The organism is Undibacterium sp. Ji49W, from assembly GCF_049340205.1.
In the GTDB taxonomy this organism is placed as follows: Bacteria; Pseudomonadota; Gammaproteobacteria; order Burkholderiales; family Burkholderiaceae_D; genus Undibacterium.
On sequence record NZ_JBMPOW010000001.1, the window covers coordinates 120,221 to 136,463 of the forward strand.

Here is a 16,243-nt window from a genome sequence, read left to right on the forward strand (position 1 = left end):
TTGGCACACGCGGTATAAGCAGTATAAGCGGCACAAGCAACATAAGCAGTATCAATTGTCTTGTAGTATCCCGCTCAATACGATATGCCTTTCGACAGGGCGTAGCTGTAATATGTTTTGATACAGGGCAATCATTGCATCACACTGCAAGGCTGGCTGGTTTGCATAAGCTGGTGGGTTGCCCACTATTTTTAATTGCTCCGGGGATAATTGTTTGGTGACCAGCAACAGGCTGGTCTGGAATTCTCTGGATTGCTTTTTAATGACTTTGCTGCGCGGTGTTGATTTTAAGGCGCTTTCCAGAAACTGCTTTTCCTTTTCTACGACAGCAGGTGGCAGTGTGTGTCGTATATCCAGTTCAGATTTCAGTAATTGACCGCATGCCTGGGGGCTGACCTGTCTGGCTGCCTGCATCTGGTCCACCATCAATTGTGCAAACAGATCCAGGTGTTCATCGTCCACGGTTTTCAGCAGTTCAGCAAAAGTAGTGGTCATGTATTTGCGGACGGCATTTTGCATTGAAGCATCATTCGCACCCTGTAGTTTCATTTTCCACAGGATATCGCTGACAGCATCAATCTTCCCTGGATAGTGGGCCTCATAGCCTTGCCAGATCGTATTATTTTTTAAAGTCAGCGCAATTTCGGCTTTTGAACTCATGCCTGAAAAAGGACTGGTATTCGCCTCACCCCCCAAAGAAGTGCGGGTGATGACGCGGGCGGCAATCATTTCTTCCCGGCTGGGGTACCACATATTACTGGCCGGTGTCTGACCGATTTTTGTGACAAAGCTTTCAGGCAGATTGATGCTGCGGTATTTATTCAGCATATTATTGGTGGCCGCAATCAGGGCTGCTCCTTCCAGGCCAGGAAAGCTGGGCTGGTGAAAGCCAATTTTTGCATTCACCGTAGCTGCTCGGTCCTTGCCTGCCAAAAACACATAGGTACAGGCGCTGACACAGACACCTTCCACATAGGTATCCAGTTTTCTCTCCCTGACCATGCTGGCGATTTTATCTGCTTCCAGCAACCTGCCACCTTGCGAATTCAGCACGATGAATTTGATCTGTCCCGCTTTGGCCAGCTCTGCTGCAAATTTGCTGGCACTGCCTTCGCCAAAGCTGCCACGCAAGTACAGCGAATCACCCTTGGGAGAAGCGCTGATGTCGATTTTATTCATGCTGTCTTTGCCCATGGCAAGCAATGCATATTCATGCATTTGCGGCCAGACAACGTCCCTGACTTTTTGGCCAAGATAAATCACGCTGATGACGATCGATGCCTGCACCAGCAGGGCCACGCCAGCAGAGCCGCCCTGGCGATTGTGTTTGGAAGCAGAACGCCAGACACCTACCATGGCCCAGCTCCAGGTCAGCCCTGTCAGCACATAGCTTGCCAGCCCAATGACGGAAATCATGCGCAGCGAGCTATCGGCCAGCTCGCTCAAGCGGGTCAGGGTGATAATGAGGGCACCTATCAGCAGGTTACCTATCAGCACACCATTTAACCAATACGCCACGCTCAACGGCAATTCGCCACGCCAATGTCTGAGGAAATAATTTTGAGAATGGCGTTGATCTGCCTCATCAGAAAATTCCGTCGAAAAGTCTTTGTTGATACGGTTCGCCAGGCTCATTTCTGTGGCGGCATGTGCATCATGCTTTGTTGACGGCGCATCCTCAATTGCTGCAACTTCCAGTTCAAGCAAACGCCTGTTCAAGGCAATGATATTGAGTACGAAGGGGGCGGAAAAGATCAGCAAGCCCACTAGCGTCTTGGCAAACAATCGTCCTTCCACGACCAGGAAGATGCAGGTCAGACCCAGCAAGATGATGCCGGCGATAGTGAATTTTTTTGCCCGGCTGATTTTGCGTGGGGTAGTGCGTAGACCCAGGGCCTGCCAGGGCAGGAAATAAGCGGCAGCCCATACGCAAAGCGCCACCAGTGCACCAATAAAGCCTGGGGTGTTATGTACGAACTTGAACATGGATGTCGAGCCGACACCAACAAGAATAATCAAGATCAACAGGTTGACAACGCGCATTGCCGTAATCATGAAGAGACTGAGCCTAATAAAGTAAGAATGCATAAAGTCCGGCAGCATCGCATAAGATCAGTCCGCCAGCAAGCCAGGCAGGCGATGTACCTTATTCATGATTGACGCAGCTTGATATGTGGTTTAATGTGCAAGTATTTTAATCACTGAGGCTGTGGCGTCGGTGCTTGTCATAATGGCTGTACCAGCAAACCTGTATTGGTAAATGTTTTCTTGAAAGAAATTTCTCCAAAGAACTGGCGAATACAAAGCGTATTTGCTGTATCGGATTCACAACCTGTTCCTGAGTGACACGCCATGCAAACTGCACAGCCATTGAATGTATCCAGATCGCCGATCTACTTCTTTCTGTTGTTCCTGGTGGTACTGATAGGATTTTATCCCTCCTATTTCGCAAGACTGACCCAGCTTGATCCCAAGCATCACTTTCATGGCATTCTGGCGACGGGCTGGATGTTGATGCTGGTGGTGCAAAGCTGGCTTGCCAGCAGGCGCAAGATTTATATTCACCGCACCATAGGCAAGTTATCCCTGATCATCGTGCCCTTGTTCATCGTGTCCGGCATCATGATCATGCATACGATGCTGGCCAGCCACGGCGGGTTTACCAAGGCATTTGGCAGTCGCCTCGCCTTTGTAGATATGACGACGCTATTGGGATTCGCGCTGGCATATTGCCTGGCCATTCATTTCCGCACCAATCGGGCCGTCCATTCGCGCTGGATGGCATGCACAGCCCTGCTGGCTTTGCCGCCAGCGGTAGCACGCCTGTTCATGAATTTTATTCCGGGCATTGATTCTTTTCCTGCGGCTTTCCATGCTTCGTATTTTTCTACCGAGATACTGGCAGTGATATTGATTGCGAACGACATTAATTTGAAGAAAGCAAAAACACCATACTGGATGGCGCTTGGTGTACTGCTGGTCCAGCATGTCAGTTTTTTGCTGTTACAACAGTTTCCAGCCTGGACTGCATTCACGGTTTGGTTGGGTAGTCTGTAGACGGATGCCCTGGCCTGTTCTGTTAACAGTTCAGGGCAGCGGATTGGCCCATTTCTTTTCAATACCGGCATAGGTGCCGTTACTTCTGATGGTGCGCAAGCCCTTGTCCAGCGCATCAGCATAACGGCCTGACTCTGGCCTGAGTTTGGAAAAACTGACAAATAGTTTGTCTTCAATCAGCGTGCCGACTTGCTGGATTTTCCCCTTGAATTCATCCGGATAGGTCGCAATCAGATAATCGACCACTCTTGTGTAGACCAGTGAATAATTGGATCTGCCCAGTACCAGCTTGCGCAGATTGGAACTATCCGAAGGGGCTATTTCACGCTGTATGCTGGTGTCGCCTTCAAATTCGCTGCCATACGTGTACCCGTGCGTGACACCGACAGCATGTCCCCGCAAATCACGGCCAGTCAGCTTGCTGGCATTGGCATGTGGACCATCTGTTTTGGCATAAATGCCTATGCTGGCCTTGAAAATCGCTTCCTTGTGAAACACAAAATTGGGGGCCAGCGCAGCATCTTGCAGGCTATCAAAACATCCCAGTTCTTTTCCACTTTGCACCAGCATCAGGCAGCGTGAATAAGGTGTCGCGATAAACTTGACCTGGATATTCGATACCGCATACGCAGCCTGTATCACATCCACGGCAAAGCCACGATTTTGCCCATCCTTGACTGCGGAGTAAGGGTACCAGTTATCTTCACCAATCAGGGTAATGGTCTCGGCCCTGGCCGGTATGGCGCACAGACACAGGGCAAAAGCACACAGCAAGCCTGTTGCCCGTTTGCGTATAGCCGTGATGAAAGACACTGCATGCATGGATTGGATAATCAATGACCGCGATTATATGGGCCCGACAGGTTCCGCTTTATTGTGGAATCTGCTTGCTGTCGGGAGTTTTTTGCATATGCTGGTCTATTGTAGCTGACGTACAGGCACATACATGATGATCTGTTGTGTTTTGACAAGTCGCAAGCCACCATTGCCTAATGCAGGCGTGGCAAAAATAGCTATGAAGTACTTTGACTGAAAAAAAGCCAGGGCATCAGCCCTGGCTTTTCAGACTACCGGCAGGTAACAAAGCAAACAAATAAAGCTGGAATTTTGCTTACCAATCACCTGCATTTTTGCGCACTATACAAACGCCGCTTCTTCCACGTCACAGGCTGCATGACGTGCATACACGGCACTGGCAAATGCTCTGCCTTGCGACAGCGAACGCAGGTCATTCGTATGACCGAACAGCTTGGTCAGCGGCACGTCAGCTACCACTTCAACACGACCTGTGTTTTCTGTGATACCCAAAACGCGACCGCTACGTCTTTGCAAGTCACCGATGATGTCGCCGGTGTTAATGGCGGGGGCATCCACGGTCACTTTCATGACGGGTTCGAGCAAGACGGGATTCGCCTTGCGTAAACCTGCCAGTACAGCTTCCTTGGCAGCGATGATGAAAGCCATTTCATTACTGTCAACAGCATGGAAATCACCATCCAGCAAAGTGACTTTGACGCCCGTCACTTTTTGCCCCAGCGGGCCTTGTTGCATAGCCTGCTGCACCCCTTTTTCAACAGCCGGGAAAAACGCTGTTGGGATCACGCCGCCTTTGACTACATTGGCAAAGGCAAATTCACCGTCTTTGGCATCCATCAACTCCAGTCTCACAACAACGCGAGCATACATACCCTTGCCGCCGTTTTGCTTGTCCAGCTTGCCTTCCGCTTCGACCACAGGCAGGCCCATGGTTTCCTTGTAAGCCACATGCGGCGCGCCTACACGTATATCCACCGCAGCTTCGCGGCGGGCACGTTCCAGCACCACATCCAGATGCAATTCACCCATGCCCCACAAGATAGTCTCACCCGTGTCGGCATTGCTTTCCAGCCGCAAAGACGGATCTTCACGACGGAACTTGTCCAGCACCGCCAACATCCTGGCGCGGTCGGTGCCATTGCCAGGCTCTACCGCCAGGGCCACTACCGGCTCACCCGCATGGATGGTTTCCAGTGTCCATGGTTGTGCCTTACTGGCCAGGGTTTGCCCGGTCAGCGCATCTTTCAGGTTGGCGATGGCGATGATACTGCCGGCACCAGATTCCGATGTGCCCGTACGTTCATCCGCATGCACGACATACAGACGACCAATACGTACAGATGCATCCAGGCTGGCATTCCAGATGGTTTCACCTTCATGCAGGCTACCGCCATAAATGCGCACAAAAGCCAGCGAACCATGCTCGTCATGCGTGACCTTGAACACCAGCGCTGCCAATGGATCGGCATCGCCCGTGCTGACAGTAAGACTTTCACTGTTCAGCGTTGCAACAGGCGCTGCACGGTCATCCGGTGCGGGCAGCCAGTCAATCACGGCGTCCAGCAGCGGTTCGATACCGGCGTTTTTATACGCAGAACCCGCCAGCATCGGCACCGCTTTCCTGGCCAGGGTCAGGGTACGCAAGCCTTGCAGAATATCTGCATGGCTTAGCGTGTCATTGGCCAGATAGGCATCCGTCAGCGCGTCATTCGCTTCTGCCGCCACCGAAGCCGCATAGGCATACGCTGCCTGGGCTTGCACCTGCAGTTCCGCCGGCAAAGCCGTAACCGTCATGTTACCTTTGGCATCCCATTGCAGGAAACGCTGTTGCAACACATCAATCACGCCTGTGAATTCATCGGCAGCACCTATCGGTATCGCCAGCGGCACAGGGCGTGCACCCAGATGCGTGCGCACCTGTTCAGTGACACGGGCAAAGTCGGCACCGGTCTGATCCATCTTGTTGACGAAGATGATCATGGGCACGCCATGTTTCTCAGCCTGATGCCAGACCGTTTCTGTTTGCGGCTGCACACCGGCGACGCCGGACAGGACCGTGATGGCACCGTCAAGTACGCGCAGTGAACGTTCAACTTCAATCGCAAAGTCGATGTGGCCTGGCGTGTCGATCAGCGTGAATTCATGGCCGTTCCAGACGCAACGAGTTGCCGCTGCACCAATGGTGATGCCGCGTTCTTTTTCCAGTGCCATGGTGTCCATGGTGGCATTGCCTTCATGGACTTCGCCAGTACGATGGATTTCGCCGGTTTTAAACAGGATGCGTTCAGACAGCGTGGTCTTGCCAGCGTCTATGTGCGCGATGATGCCAAAGTTGCGCCAATTATTACGCGAATGAGGACGCGCAAGATGAGCATTTGCCTTGTTGGATGCGGCACGGGGTGTGGTATTCGTCATGATGGTCTTTCTACATAGCGAGCGGTCGGGGGTTGTCTTGGTGACAGCGCCGCGGGGCCATGCGACCACCCTTGTTTCAGTGGTCCCGCGCGCGTTCTACATCGGCTAACTTCATGCTATATGGCTCCTCAAAAGAGAGTGGTTGGCAAAACAGTGATTCAAAGTGCTTACTAAAGTGGCGCTCAGGTTTTGGATATCAAGGGCAAAAACAAAGTAACAGAAAACAAAAAAGGCCCATGTGGGCCTTTGTTTTTTACTCTGCTGTAATTTGATCAGAGTTTCAACGGGCACACATCAGCGGCCCCGGGATGTCATCCGACATGCCGGGAGGGCGGAGGTAAAAAAGAGTATGCTCAGTGTTTTCATCTCTACAGAATAATCCTGTTTTTGCGGCTTGTCAAATGGGTGCTTGAAAGGGAAAAGCTTACACATAAAATTCCTTGAATAATCCTCTCAAGACTTGATTGCCAATTCTGGCATTACATATACAAAGTCTTGTGATGCAAATAATTACGATAGATGATCTTGAATTCATCAAGATTTCTGTTGTCATCCTGAATCAGCAAGTCACGGACTTCGCAGTTTTTGTCGTCGATTTTATACACCCAGAAATCCAGTATCACCTCCGGATGGTCTTGTGACACGATAGACACGCCCTTGCCACCGCCAATGAAGTTGGAATACTGATAGACCATGAATTTCCCTTTCAGGATATTTTTATCGATCTTGAGTCCATCCAGAATTTTCGCGGCATTTTCTTCCTCTGCTGCTATTTCTGTGCGTGCATTCACATACCTGTTCAAGAATTTTCGCAGATGGATGACTTCGGCAGTTTTATAGGATTTGCTGTAGCCAGCCAGTTGATCTTTGTTCAGGTTTAACTCTTTCACTTCTTGTGCCAGACTGGCAAGGGGAAGCATGAAAAGAGATAGCAACAGGATTTTTTTAAAGTTCATTTTTTCTTTCAGTTTTTAGAGAATGGGAACTGTCTGCCCGTTCCCTGCGTTGTCTTGCTTTGGCTCGTGCGGAGCATCTGTTTTATTCAGATATTTTCCCTGTGCAGCGACCACGACATCGTCCACACTCAGGTCACTGCTTGGCCCTATGTTGAGGTGTTCGATGAGTGCTCTTTGCAAGACCTGGCGAGATGCGTTTTTCAGACGGGCGAACATCAGGTGTTTTTTCTGACTCTGGAGTGCGGCACTAAAGTCGGCAATGGCTTCCACGCTGGAACTGTCCAGGTCAGGGGATTCTTCCAGGCTGAGGATGACGACTTGTATATTGTCAGCGGCAGCGAGGTATTTTTTTGCCTGCGCCATGGTACGTTCGGCATTGGCAAAGAACAGACCGGCCTCTGGCCGTATGATAAGTATGCCTGGTATGCTCAGGGCATCTGGATAATCTGTCTTGTTGACGAAATCATGGCCGCCATTCAGACGACCAAGGATGGATATATTGGACTCTGCCAGCTTGCGCAGCAACATCAGCAGACTCACGCCGATGGCAACCAGCAAGCCGTCCAGCACACCAAGCAAGAGCACGGCAATGACCGCGCCGACTGCGACGAGTCTGTCCCGGTGCATGGTGAAATAGGGGGTAAAAGCAGACAGTCGCAATGAGTGGCTTACAGCATGAATAACGATGGCTGCCAGTATGGGCGATGGTGTCAGGGCGATGGCAGGTAGCATGGTCAGGATGACGATCAACAAACCCAGGGCGGCGGCCCAGCCAGCCCATTTCGAATGAGCGCCATAGGCTTCGTTAGCGGCGGTAGCAGAAAACCCTGCACCAACGGGCATGCCCTGAAATATACCTGACAAAAGATTAGACGCGCCCAAGGCAAACAGCTCCCGATTGGGCGAGGTGATGTCGCCATGTCTCATCGCAAAATTGCGCACCGAACTATAAGATTCAGCGTACAGTATTAACAGCATGGCCACGCTTAATTCGCCGATGCGCAGCCATTGAATATAGGTCATGGTGGGCAGGCTGGGAACTTGCAGATCCAGGTCAATCTGGCCGACCAGGCTTACGCCATGCTGTTCCAGATTTAGCCATTTACCGGCGAGTATGCCCAGAAAGATCACTAGCAGACCACCCGGCATGTAGCGCATACGCGGTAGCCGTGCCAGGCCAAACAAGACTAACAGGGCTGCCATACCCACCGCGATGGAAACCCAGTTCCAGATATGGATTTGGCTAAGCAGTTCATAGCTAAAACGTATCATGTCGGTATGGTGGGTATGCACGCCAACCACATGCGCAAACTGTTTGAAAATAATGACAACGGCCAGACCGAAAGCAAAGCCGCGCAAGACAGGTTTGGCAATAAAGTCTGAAATGCCGCCCAGGCGCGCCATGCCGGCGAAGATGAAGAAAACACCCGTCAACAAGACCATGCCAGTGGCAACCAGCAGACGCAGGCCGGTATCACCATTCGACATGGCGGCAGTGGCCGATGCCAGCACGGCTGCCGATGACGAGGTGGCAGCAACGATGGCAAAACGACTGCTGCCTATCAGACCATAACAAACCAGACCGGCAAACAGTGCCACTATGCCTGCCTGTGGCGGCAGATTGGCAATACTGGAATACGCAACGGCTTCAGGTAGTAAGAGGCCAGCCAGCGACAAGCCCGCAATGATGTCTGACCAGGACCAGCTGTTTTTCATATTATTTTTTTTGGGTGATTTGGTTTTAATCTGTTCTAGTATAAGCTTTGTCTATTCGGTAACAGTTATTTAATGTGGTAATGAGCCACTTTGAATGTTTCGCACCCACGAAAGCCTGCCTATCATGCTTGATCCATGTCAAAGAATTTTTTCTTACAATGCAGGGCGTGACCCTGAAAGACTGAAAATGAAGTATGCCAATATGCGGCATAATGCCTTTGTTTTTTTGCGTGGCAGTTGCCATCTCTTCTACGATCGTCTTGCAGAAGACCAGGCCGTGCAGCGCACGCCACTGGTATGGTGTTGTGGTGACCTGCATCTGGAGAATTTTGGTAGCTATAAGGGTGATAACCGGCTGGCTTATTTTGATATCACCGACTTTGATGAAGCTGCGCTGGCACCGCTTGCATGGGATTTGTTGCGGTTTGTGACCAGTGTGCAGGTGGGCGCCGAAAGTCTGGGCTTGAAGCCAGGTCAGGCCAAAGCACTCGCCAGAACCTTTATGATGTCATACAAAAAAACTTTGTGTACAGGTAAAGGCTATTGGATAGAAAGAGATAATGCTGATGGCCTGGTGGGCGAGTTGCTGGAAAAACTGCGTAACCGACAAAGAGCAGAATTTCTTAATCAGCGTACTGTATTGAAGGCAAACCGCAGGCGTTTGCGTATCGACCGCAAGAAGGCCTTGCCAGTCACCCCGGAGCAAAGGGAAAAAGTCACGGCTTTCTTCAATGAATATGCAAAACAACAGAGCAACCCAGAATTCTTCAAGCTTGAGGATATGGCCAGGCGCATTGCCGGTACCGGCAGCCTGGGTGTGGATCGCTACATCATTCTGGTACAGGGCAAGGGTGGGCCAAATGGGCACTACCTGCTGGATTTGAAAGAAGCCTTGCCTTCTTCACTGGTGCCACACTTGAAAACAAAGCAGCCCAAATGGAAATCGGAAGCGGAGCGGGTAGTTGCCTTGCAGCGACGCCTGCAAGCCGTGTCGATGGCGTTTCTACAGCCCGTCAAGGTAGACAAGAAAGCCTATATCCTGCGTGCATTGCAGCCATCCGAAGACCGCGTTACGCTTGATCATGCGGTCAGCTCATTGAATGAACTGGATAATGTCATGCAATGGATGGGTTGCGTGGTCGCTTCTGCGCACATTCGTGGCTCTGGCAGGCAGGGATCAGCGATCAATGATGAATTGATCGCGTTTGCAGAAAAAAATAAATGGATCGACGCCATATTGACCCAGGCTGCGCTTTGCTGCAAACAGGTCAATAAAGACTGGAAAGCGTACAGCAAGGCATTTGATCTGGGATATTTCACCTCTGGCACTTAAAACCTGTTCACGATCTTAAGCGCGGGCGCAATCAGAGACCACGCTGGGCTCATGTGCTGCGCTTAGTTACCCCGAATTGTTCCGAATTACCCCGAATGTTTCCCTGATTACCGCTGATTCCCTGATTACCGCTGATTCCCGCTGACGCTCGCTACAGATCGTGAACAGGTTCTTAGCCCACAAGCACTACCAATGGCATAAATGCTGCTTGGCAGTTGTGTTCAAAACAGCTGACAAGCTTCTACAGCTTTCCCTCTGTCTTCTTCATCAGGCTGGGCGGGTGGTGGTGTGCGGGTTAGCGCCCGTTCTGCGGCAGGAAAAATATTTCCCAAAAGTAATTTCTATACTTTATGTTACAAGCCAGCATTACTTTGCAACAAATCTGCTACTCTGCATCCATCCCAAAATCTTTTTAGTTGTCGCAAAGTAGCTTTTTGAAACATTTTTTTGTCTAATTTCCGTTAATTTTGCATAATTTGATGACAAATTGACGACAAAATTGCTATTGCATACACCTGCTATTTTCGGATACATTCAGTTACATTGGAATACGATAAGATACAGATGGTGCAATTGTGAATATTTTGAATTGGCGAGAAGTATGGCATGCCTACCAGTCTCATGAAGAAGCTGTAGTGCAGCAGCGGCAACCGGCCTCCATGCTGGATAGCTTGCGCTGGGCTGTACATATGCGTCTGACGGACAGTGACAGCCATTTCAAGAGCAAATGCATGTTCTTGTTGCGCAGCAGCTTACGCCCGCGTACCAGCATGGCCTGGTATGCTTATTTGCATCAGACCTATCTGCGCAAAGCCATACGCAAGGATATTGCTTTGCTGGATGCGATACACCGCCCCTTCTTTGATCGCAACATCGGCCCGGGTTCCCGCTTGTCGTTGATGCAGAATCATTTTCATTTGTCAGGCATCCTGCTGGGCAAGAATCTGGCGCAAGAACTGCTGGCAGGTAAGGCCTTTGATATTGCCAGCTTACAGGGCAAGAATCAGGAACAATACCGGCTTAGCCTGTTTCGCTGCAATTCATTCAAACGTGAAGGTGGATTGACACTCGGCCTGTTCCAGGGAACACACCTGTTGCAATGCCTTAGCTTTTCTTTCGACCATCACCATCAGCAACTGTCGATACGTGTAGGTGGCGTGCAATCCAGCAAACAGGATGCGCGTGAATTAATCAGGGCCTGTACCAAGAGTCTGCATGGTATACAGCCACGTTTGTTGTTGATTGAAGCCTTGCGCTGCATTGCGCAGCAATTGAATTGCGCGACGATAGAATGTATCGCCAAAAAGAATCACATCTATCAATCGTGGCGCTACCGCTTCAGTAAATGTATCAGGGCAGAATATGATGCCTTGTGGCAGAGCGCTGGCGCGACACCGCACACTAACGGCAATTACTTGCTACCGCTGAGCGTGGAAGAAAAACCCTGGTCAGCCCGCCCAAGCAACAAGCGCAGCGAATACCGTGCGCGTGACGTGTTGACAACGGATATGCGCAGGGACATTGTACAAAGCCTGGCCGCAGCCTGACTGTTAGTTTATACGTCAATTTCGGGCAAGCATCACGATGCTTGCTGCAAATTGCGTCGCTCTCGCGCCTGTTATCCTGAGTAATGAATCCCGATTCCTGATATGCGAAGGGAAACCGGAAATACCTTTACCAGCAAGCACATCTGATTGTGTGGACCCCTCCGTTCACGACATGGGATGGCCCTGGTCTTTTGGTAAAAACTTACCAAAAATCATCTTTTCTCTCTGTTTCTCCCTACTTCTCTATTAATATCATGTAAACTCAAGTGCAAGACAAGATGTATGGCCTGATGTCTGGCATCAATATTGCCCAGCTAATGCCACATCAAAAGCTGTACTACCTACGGAGAAAGAGCTTGATGAGTGCTCCGCAAGATCCGCCGCTGACAGTAAAGATACTGATACAGGCTAGCCTGTTGTATTTCGTGCTGGCCGTGGCAGGCATGCTGCTATCGCGTAGCGCAGATAATGTCGCCATCCTCTGGTATGCCAATGCGGTCGCCGTTGCTTATCTGTGCGACCAGCCTCTCGGGCGTAATATCCCCCTGCTCGTGTTTGTCGCTGCTGCCAATTTTGCTGCCAACATGTTGCTGGAGAATGGCTTGCTGCTGTCCGGCCTGTTCACGCTGGCGAACATCATTGAAATCCTGTTGGTCACCTATACCCTGCGCAGTGCTGACCTGGTGAAAGATTTTGACAAAGCCAGTAGCAAACTGAGCAAATTGATCTTGCTGGGATTTTTCCTGCCCTGTGCCTGTAGCGCCACCATAGGTGCGGCGATGGCTTCATGGGCGGGGTTGGGAAGTTTCAGCCATATATTTCCAACCTGGTATGTCGGTGCAACGCTGGGCATGGCGCTGATCTTTCCTATGATGCGCATGGCGATGCGACATACGGCCGCAAGCTGGTCAACTGACATTCAGTGGTTAAGAGTTATTCGTTATGCCCTGCCTACCATTGCCATGGTATTTGTAGCGCTGACATTTTTACCGTTTCCCTTTGTGTATGTGCTGGTTGCACTGACTTTCGGCATACAAAAACTGAGCTACGAAGAATCGCATTTGCTGATTGTGCTGGCGATTACCAGCCTGGGGCTGATGATTTCACTGGGCCATTTCGTGGACACTGACATCGTGTCCAACTGGCAAATTTTTTTGATGTATCTGCCGGTATTGATTACCACCATTCCTCCCATGCTGTTGTCTGCCAGCCTGAATGAGGGACGTATCAAGGAAGCAGAACGGCTACAATTTTCCGTCGAATTATCCAACAGCCAGGCTGCCCTGCAAACGGTGATAGATCACATGCAAGCCATGATTGGTTACTGGGACATCGATTTGAAAAACCGTTTTGCCAACGGTGCCTATAAGAAGTGGTTTGGTTTTGATGCGCACGCCATGCAGGGCATGCACTTGCGTGTAGTGATAGGTGAAGAGGGTTTTCAGCAAAGCTGGTTTCACATCCAGGCCGCCTTGTTGGGCGAGGCCCAGTTATTTGAACGCACCATCATCGATACCGAAGGTGAAAAAAAGCATGCACTGATTTCTTATATCCCGCATGCGCTGGATGGAGTGGTGCATGGCTTTTACAGTTTCGTTACCGATATTACCCAATTGCGTCAGGCGCAGATGCAAGAGATACTGGCGCGCGCCAAACTTACCAGCATGTTCGAGGCTGCCAGTGAATTTGCCATTATCGCGACCGATACCGTGGGCAATGTCCAGATTTTCAGCAAGGGGGCGGAGCGTCTGCTGGGTTACAAGGCAGATGAAGTCATTAACCGGCAGCCCATCATCGAGATACACCTGCGTGAAGAGGTCCGGCAGCGTGCCCAGATGCTGAGTGCCGAACTGGCGTATCCGGTATCCGGCTTTGAGGTGTTTGTCGCCAAGGCACGTATGGGCCAGTCTGAAGTCCAGCAATGGACCTATGTCACCAAACAGGGGCAGTACATCCCGGTCAGCCTGGTGGTCAGTGCCGTACGCAATGACAGGAACGAGATCGAGGGCTTCCTTGGCATCGCTACCGATATCAGTCGCCAAAAACAACTGGAAGCGTCGCTGATTGCCGCCAAAGAACAGGCCGAAATGGCCAGCCGTTCCAAGTCTGAATTTCTGGCAAATATGAGCCATGAAATCCGTACCCCCATGAATGCCGTATTGGGCATGAGCTATCTGCTTAACAAAACTGAATTGTCCACCGTCCAAAGAAATTATCTGAACATGATACGTTCTTCGGGACAGTCACTGCTCAGCATACTGAATGATATTCTGGACATTTCAAAGATAGAGGCTGGCCGCATCGAATTGTCGCCCACGCGTTTTTTCCTGAAAGACGTGTTGAGTGCCCTGGCCAATATGATGTCGGTGAATGTCGGTGAAAAAAATCTGGAACTCTCGCTGGGCATCGATGCAGGTGTGCCGGGTGAGATGATAGGTGACGCCCTGCGCCTGCAACAGATATTGATCAACATCATAGGCAATGCCATTAAATTTACCGAAAGCGGTGAAGTGTCCCTGTTGGTACAAAGACAGGCACAGGGAGAGCCACCAGATGGGGGCGATAACGATGGTGCATCGCTGTTGATACAGTTCATCGTGCGTGATACCGGCATAGGCATGTCAGCTGAACAGATAGGCCGCTTATTTACCGCGTTTGAACAAGCTGATGCATCCACCTCGCGCCGCTTTGGCGGCACCGGCCTGGGGTTGGCTATTTCCCGCCGCTTTGTTGAATTGATGGATGGCTCCATCGAAGTCAGCAGTATCGAAGGGCAGGGGACCGAATTCCGCGTCAGCATACCCATGTTGCAGGTAAGCAGTGATGTTGATGTTTCTGTGGATATGCGGTCTGTGCCGGGCACGGCACAAGCCGGTCCAGGCAGCTTGCCGCACATCAGAAAGATACTGGTGGTGGATGACAATATTACCAGCCGCACCTACATAGCAAAGACCATACAGGCCTGGGGCTGGCAGGCGGATGTAGCGGCATCTGGTGCCGAAGCCATACAGAAAGTTCAGGCACTGGGCAATACCGATGCTGCCTATAGTGCCATCCTGATTGACTGGCATATGCCGGTACAGGATGGCCTGGAAACCGTGCAGTTACTTGACAGATTGCTGGCGGAAAGCCACATGCCGCAAGTGCCGCTGATATTGATGAGCAGTGCCTATGACCGCAGCGCGCTGGTGCTGGAAAACACCCAGCGCAAGCCTGATGCAGTCTTGTTGAAGCCCGTCACAGGTTCCAGCCTGTACGACATCTTGCAAGAAACCTCGGCGTATGCCAATGGAACCGGTGGAATCAGGCAATTGCCAGTCTCTGGTCACAGCAGGCATGGCAGCTTTGCCGGTGCACGTATCCTGTTGGTCGAAGACAATAAATTCAACCAGATCGTTGCTACGGAAATTCTGGAGCAGGCAGGTATCAGCATAGAAATTGCCAACAACGGCAGCGAAGCGGTTGAACTGCTGAAAACTTCTGCCGACCGGTTTGACCTGGTGCTGATGGATGTGCAAATGCCCATCATGGATGGCTGGACAGCAACTGAAGTGCTGCGCAAGGAATATGCCCTGCAACTTCCCATACTGGCGATGACAGCAGGCGTCATGCAGGCCGAGCGCGAACGCTGCCTCGGCGTTGGCATGAACGACCTGATTTTCAAACCGATTGATGTGGAGCAGATGATGGCTGCGCTGGCACGTCATTTACCCAAGTCTGCTGTCAGCACCAATCAGGCCTTGCCTGCAACAGAACAGCCTGGCCTGCCTGCCAGCATGGACCAGGGTGTTTTTGACCCGGTCAAATTGCTGTCCCTGGCCAAAGGTAATCCTGCCATCATCAAGACTTTGCTTGCGGCCATAGAAAACATGACAGGGGTGGCGCAAGTTGAATTTGGCAAGGCAGACGAATGCTGGCGCGACGGCAATGCCGTGCAGGCTGCCCGCATTTTGCATACTTTGCGTGGCAGCATAGGTACTCTGGGGGCAAATGATTTTGCGCAAAGTGCCCTCAGTCTTGAAAATGCCATCAACAGCAACCAGCAAGACCTGGTTGAAACCTTGTTTGTCGTCGCAAGGAGCAAGCTGGACCAGGTGGTCGTGGTAGTAAATGCCTGGCTGAAAAATCAGCGTCAGGACGAACAGGCAGGCGCGCCTGTTGCAACAAAAATACAGTTGAACCGTTTGCAACTGGATGAACTCAAAACTCTGCTGGCCGCCCAGAATATGCGTGCCAGTGAATTGCATCAGACCATGCATACGGAACTGTCCACCTGGCTGACCAGCGACGGCAGTAAAAAACTGGATACTGCCATGGCACAGCTAGACTTTCAGGCAGCGTTGGATATCTTGCAGCAGCAGGAACTGTAATTCCATTGCTCTATGAACATTCTTTTTGTAGCA

General features: G+C 51.0%; 9 protein-coding genes. 4 read left to right on the forward strand and 5 right to left on the reverse strand.

All coding sequences use genetic code 11. The annotated features are described in order from the left end of the window. Positions 1 to 51 precede the first annotated feature (51 nt). Positions 52 to 2,043 (reverse strand): ATP-dependent Clp protease proteolytic subunit, encoded by a 1,992-nt coding sequence (locus tag ACO0LK_RS00555; protein WP_422971142.1) that lies wholly within the window; start codon positions 2,041 to 2,043, stop codon positions 52 to 54. A 309-nt stretch (positions 2,044 to 2,352) separates the two neighbouring features. Here ACO0LK_RS00555 and ACO0LK_RS00560 point away from each other — a divergent pair, with 309 nt between their 5' ends. Next, a complete protein-coding gene (locus ACO0LK_RS00560) occupies positions 2,353 to 3,057 on the forward strand; it encodes a hypothetical protein (protein WP_422971144.1) in 705 nt (234 codons plus the stop codon). A gap of 30 nt (positions 3,058 to 3,087) precedes the next feature. Here the strand turns inward: ACO0LK_RS00560 and ACO0LK_RS00565 are convergent, their stop codons facing one another. The 4 genes from ACO0LK_RS00565 to ACO0LK_RS00580 form a co-directional block, all read right to left on the reverse strand. Further along, on the reverse strand, positions 3,088 to 3,879 hold the full coding sequence (locus ACO0LK_RS00565) for a substrate-binding periplasmic protein (protein WP_422971145.1): 792 nt from the start codon (positions 3,877 to 3,879) through the stop codon (positions 3,088 to 3,090). A gap of 315 nt (positions 3,880 to 4,194) precedes the next feature. Further along, on the reverse strand, positions 4,195 to 6,288 hold the full coding sequence (fusA, locus tag ACO0LK_RS00570; RefSeq protein ID WP_422971147.1) for an elongation factor G: 2,094 nt from the start codon (positions 6,286 to 6,288) through the stop codon (positions 4,195 to 4,197). A 479-nt stretch (positions 6,289 to 6,767) separates the two neighbouring features. Next, the gene (locus ACO0LK_RS00575) at positions 6,768 to 7,244 is read right to left on the reverse strand and encodes a hypothetical protein (protein ID WP_422971149.1); all 477 of its coding nucleotides are present in this window, start codon (positions 7,242 to 7,244) and stop codon (positions 6,768 to 6,770) included. Between the two features lie 15 nt (positions 7,245 to 7,259). After that, positions 7,260 to 8,960 (reverse strand): SulP family inorganic anion transporter, encoded by a 1,701-nt coding sequence (locus tag ACO0LK_RS00580; protein WP_422971151.1) that lies wholly within the window; start codon positions 8,958 to 8,960, stop codon positions 7,260 to 7,262. A 94-nt stretch (positions 8,961 to 9,054) separates the two neighbouring features. Here ACO0LK_RS00580 and ACO0LK_RS00585 point away from each other — a divergent pair, with 94 nt between their 5' ends. The 3 genes from ACO0LK_RS00585 to ACO0LK_RS00595 all read left to right on the forward strand — a co-directional run bounded on the left by ACO0LK_RS00585 (position 9,055) and on the right by ACO0LK_RS00595 (position 16,210). Beyond that, positions 9,055 to 10,293, forward strand: a complete 1,239-nt coding sequence (locus ACO0LK_RS00585; RefSeq protein WP_422971153.1) for a DUF2252 domain-containing protein — start codon at positions 9,055 to 9,057, stop codon at positions 10,291 to 10,293. Positions 10,294 to 10,868: 575 nt separating this feature from the next. Next, the gene (locus tag ACO0LK_RS00590; RefSeq protein ID WP_422971155.1) at positions 10,869 to 11,840 is read left to right on the forward strand and encodes a VirK/YbjX family protein; all 972 of its coding nucleotides are present in this window, start codon (positions 10,869 to 10,871) and stop codon (positions 11,838 to 11,840) included. A gap of 359 nt (positions 11,841 to 12,199) precedes the next feature. Beyond that, positions 12,200 to 16,210: a response regulator gene (locus ACO0LK_RS00595; protein WP_422971157.1), complete on the forward strand. Its 4,011-nt coding sequence runs from the start codon at positions 12,200 to 12,202 to the stop codon at positions 16,208 to 16,210. Positions 16,211 to 16,243 lie beyond the last annotated feature (33 nt).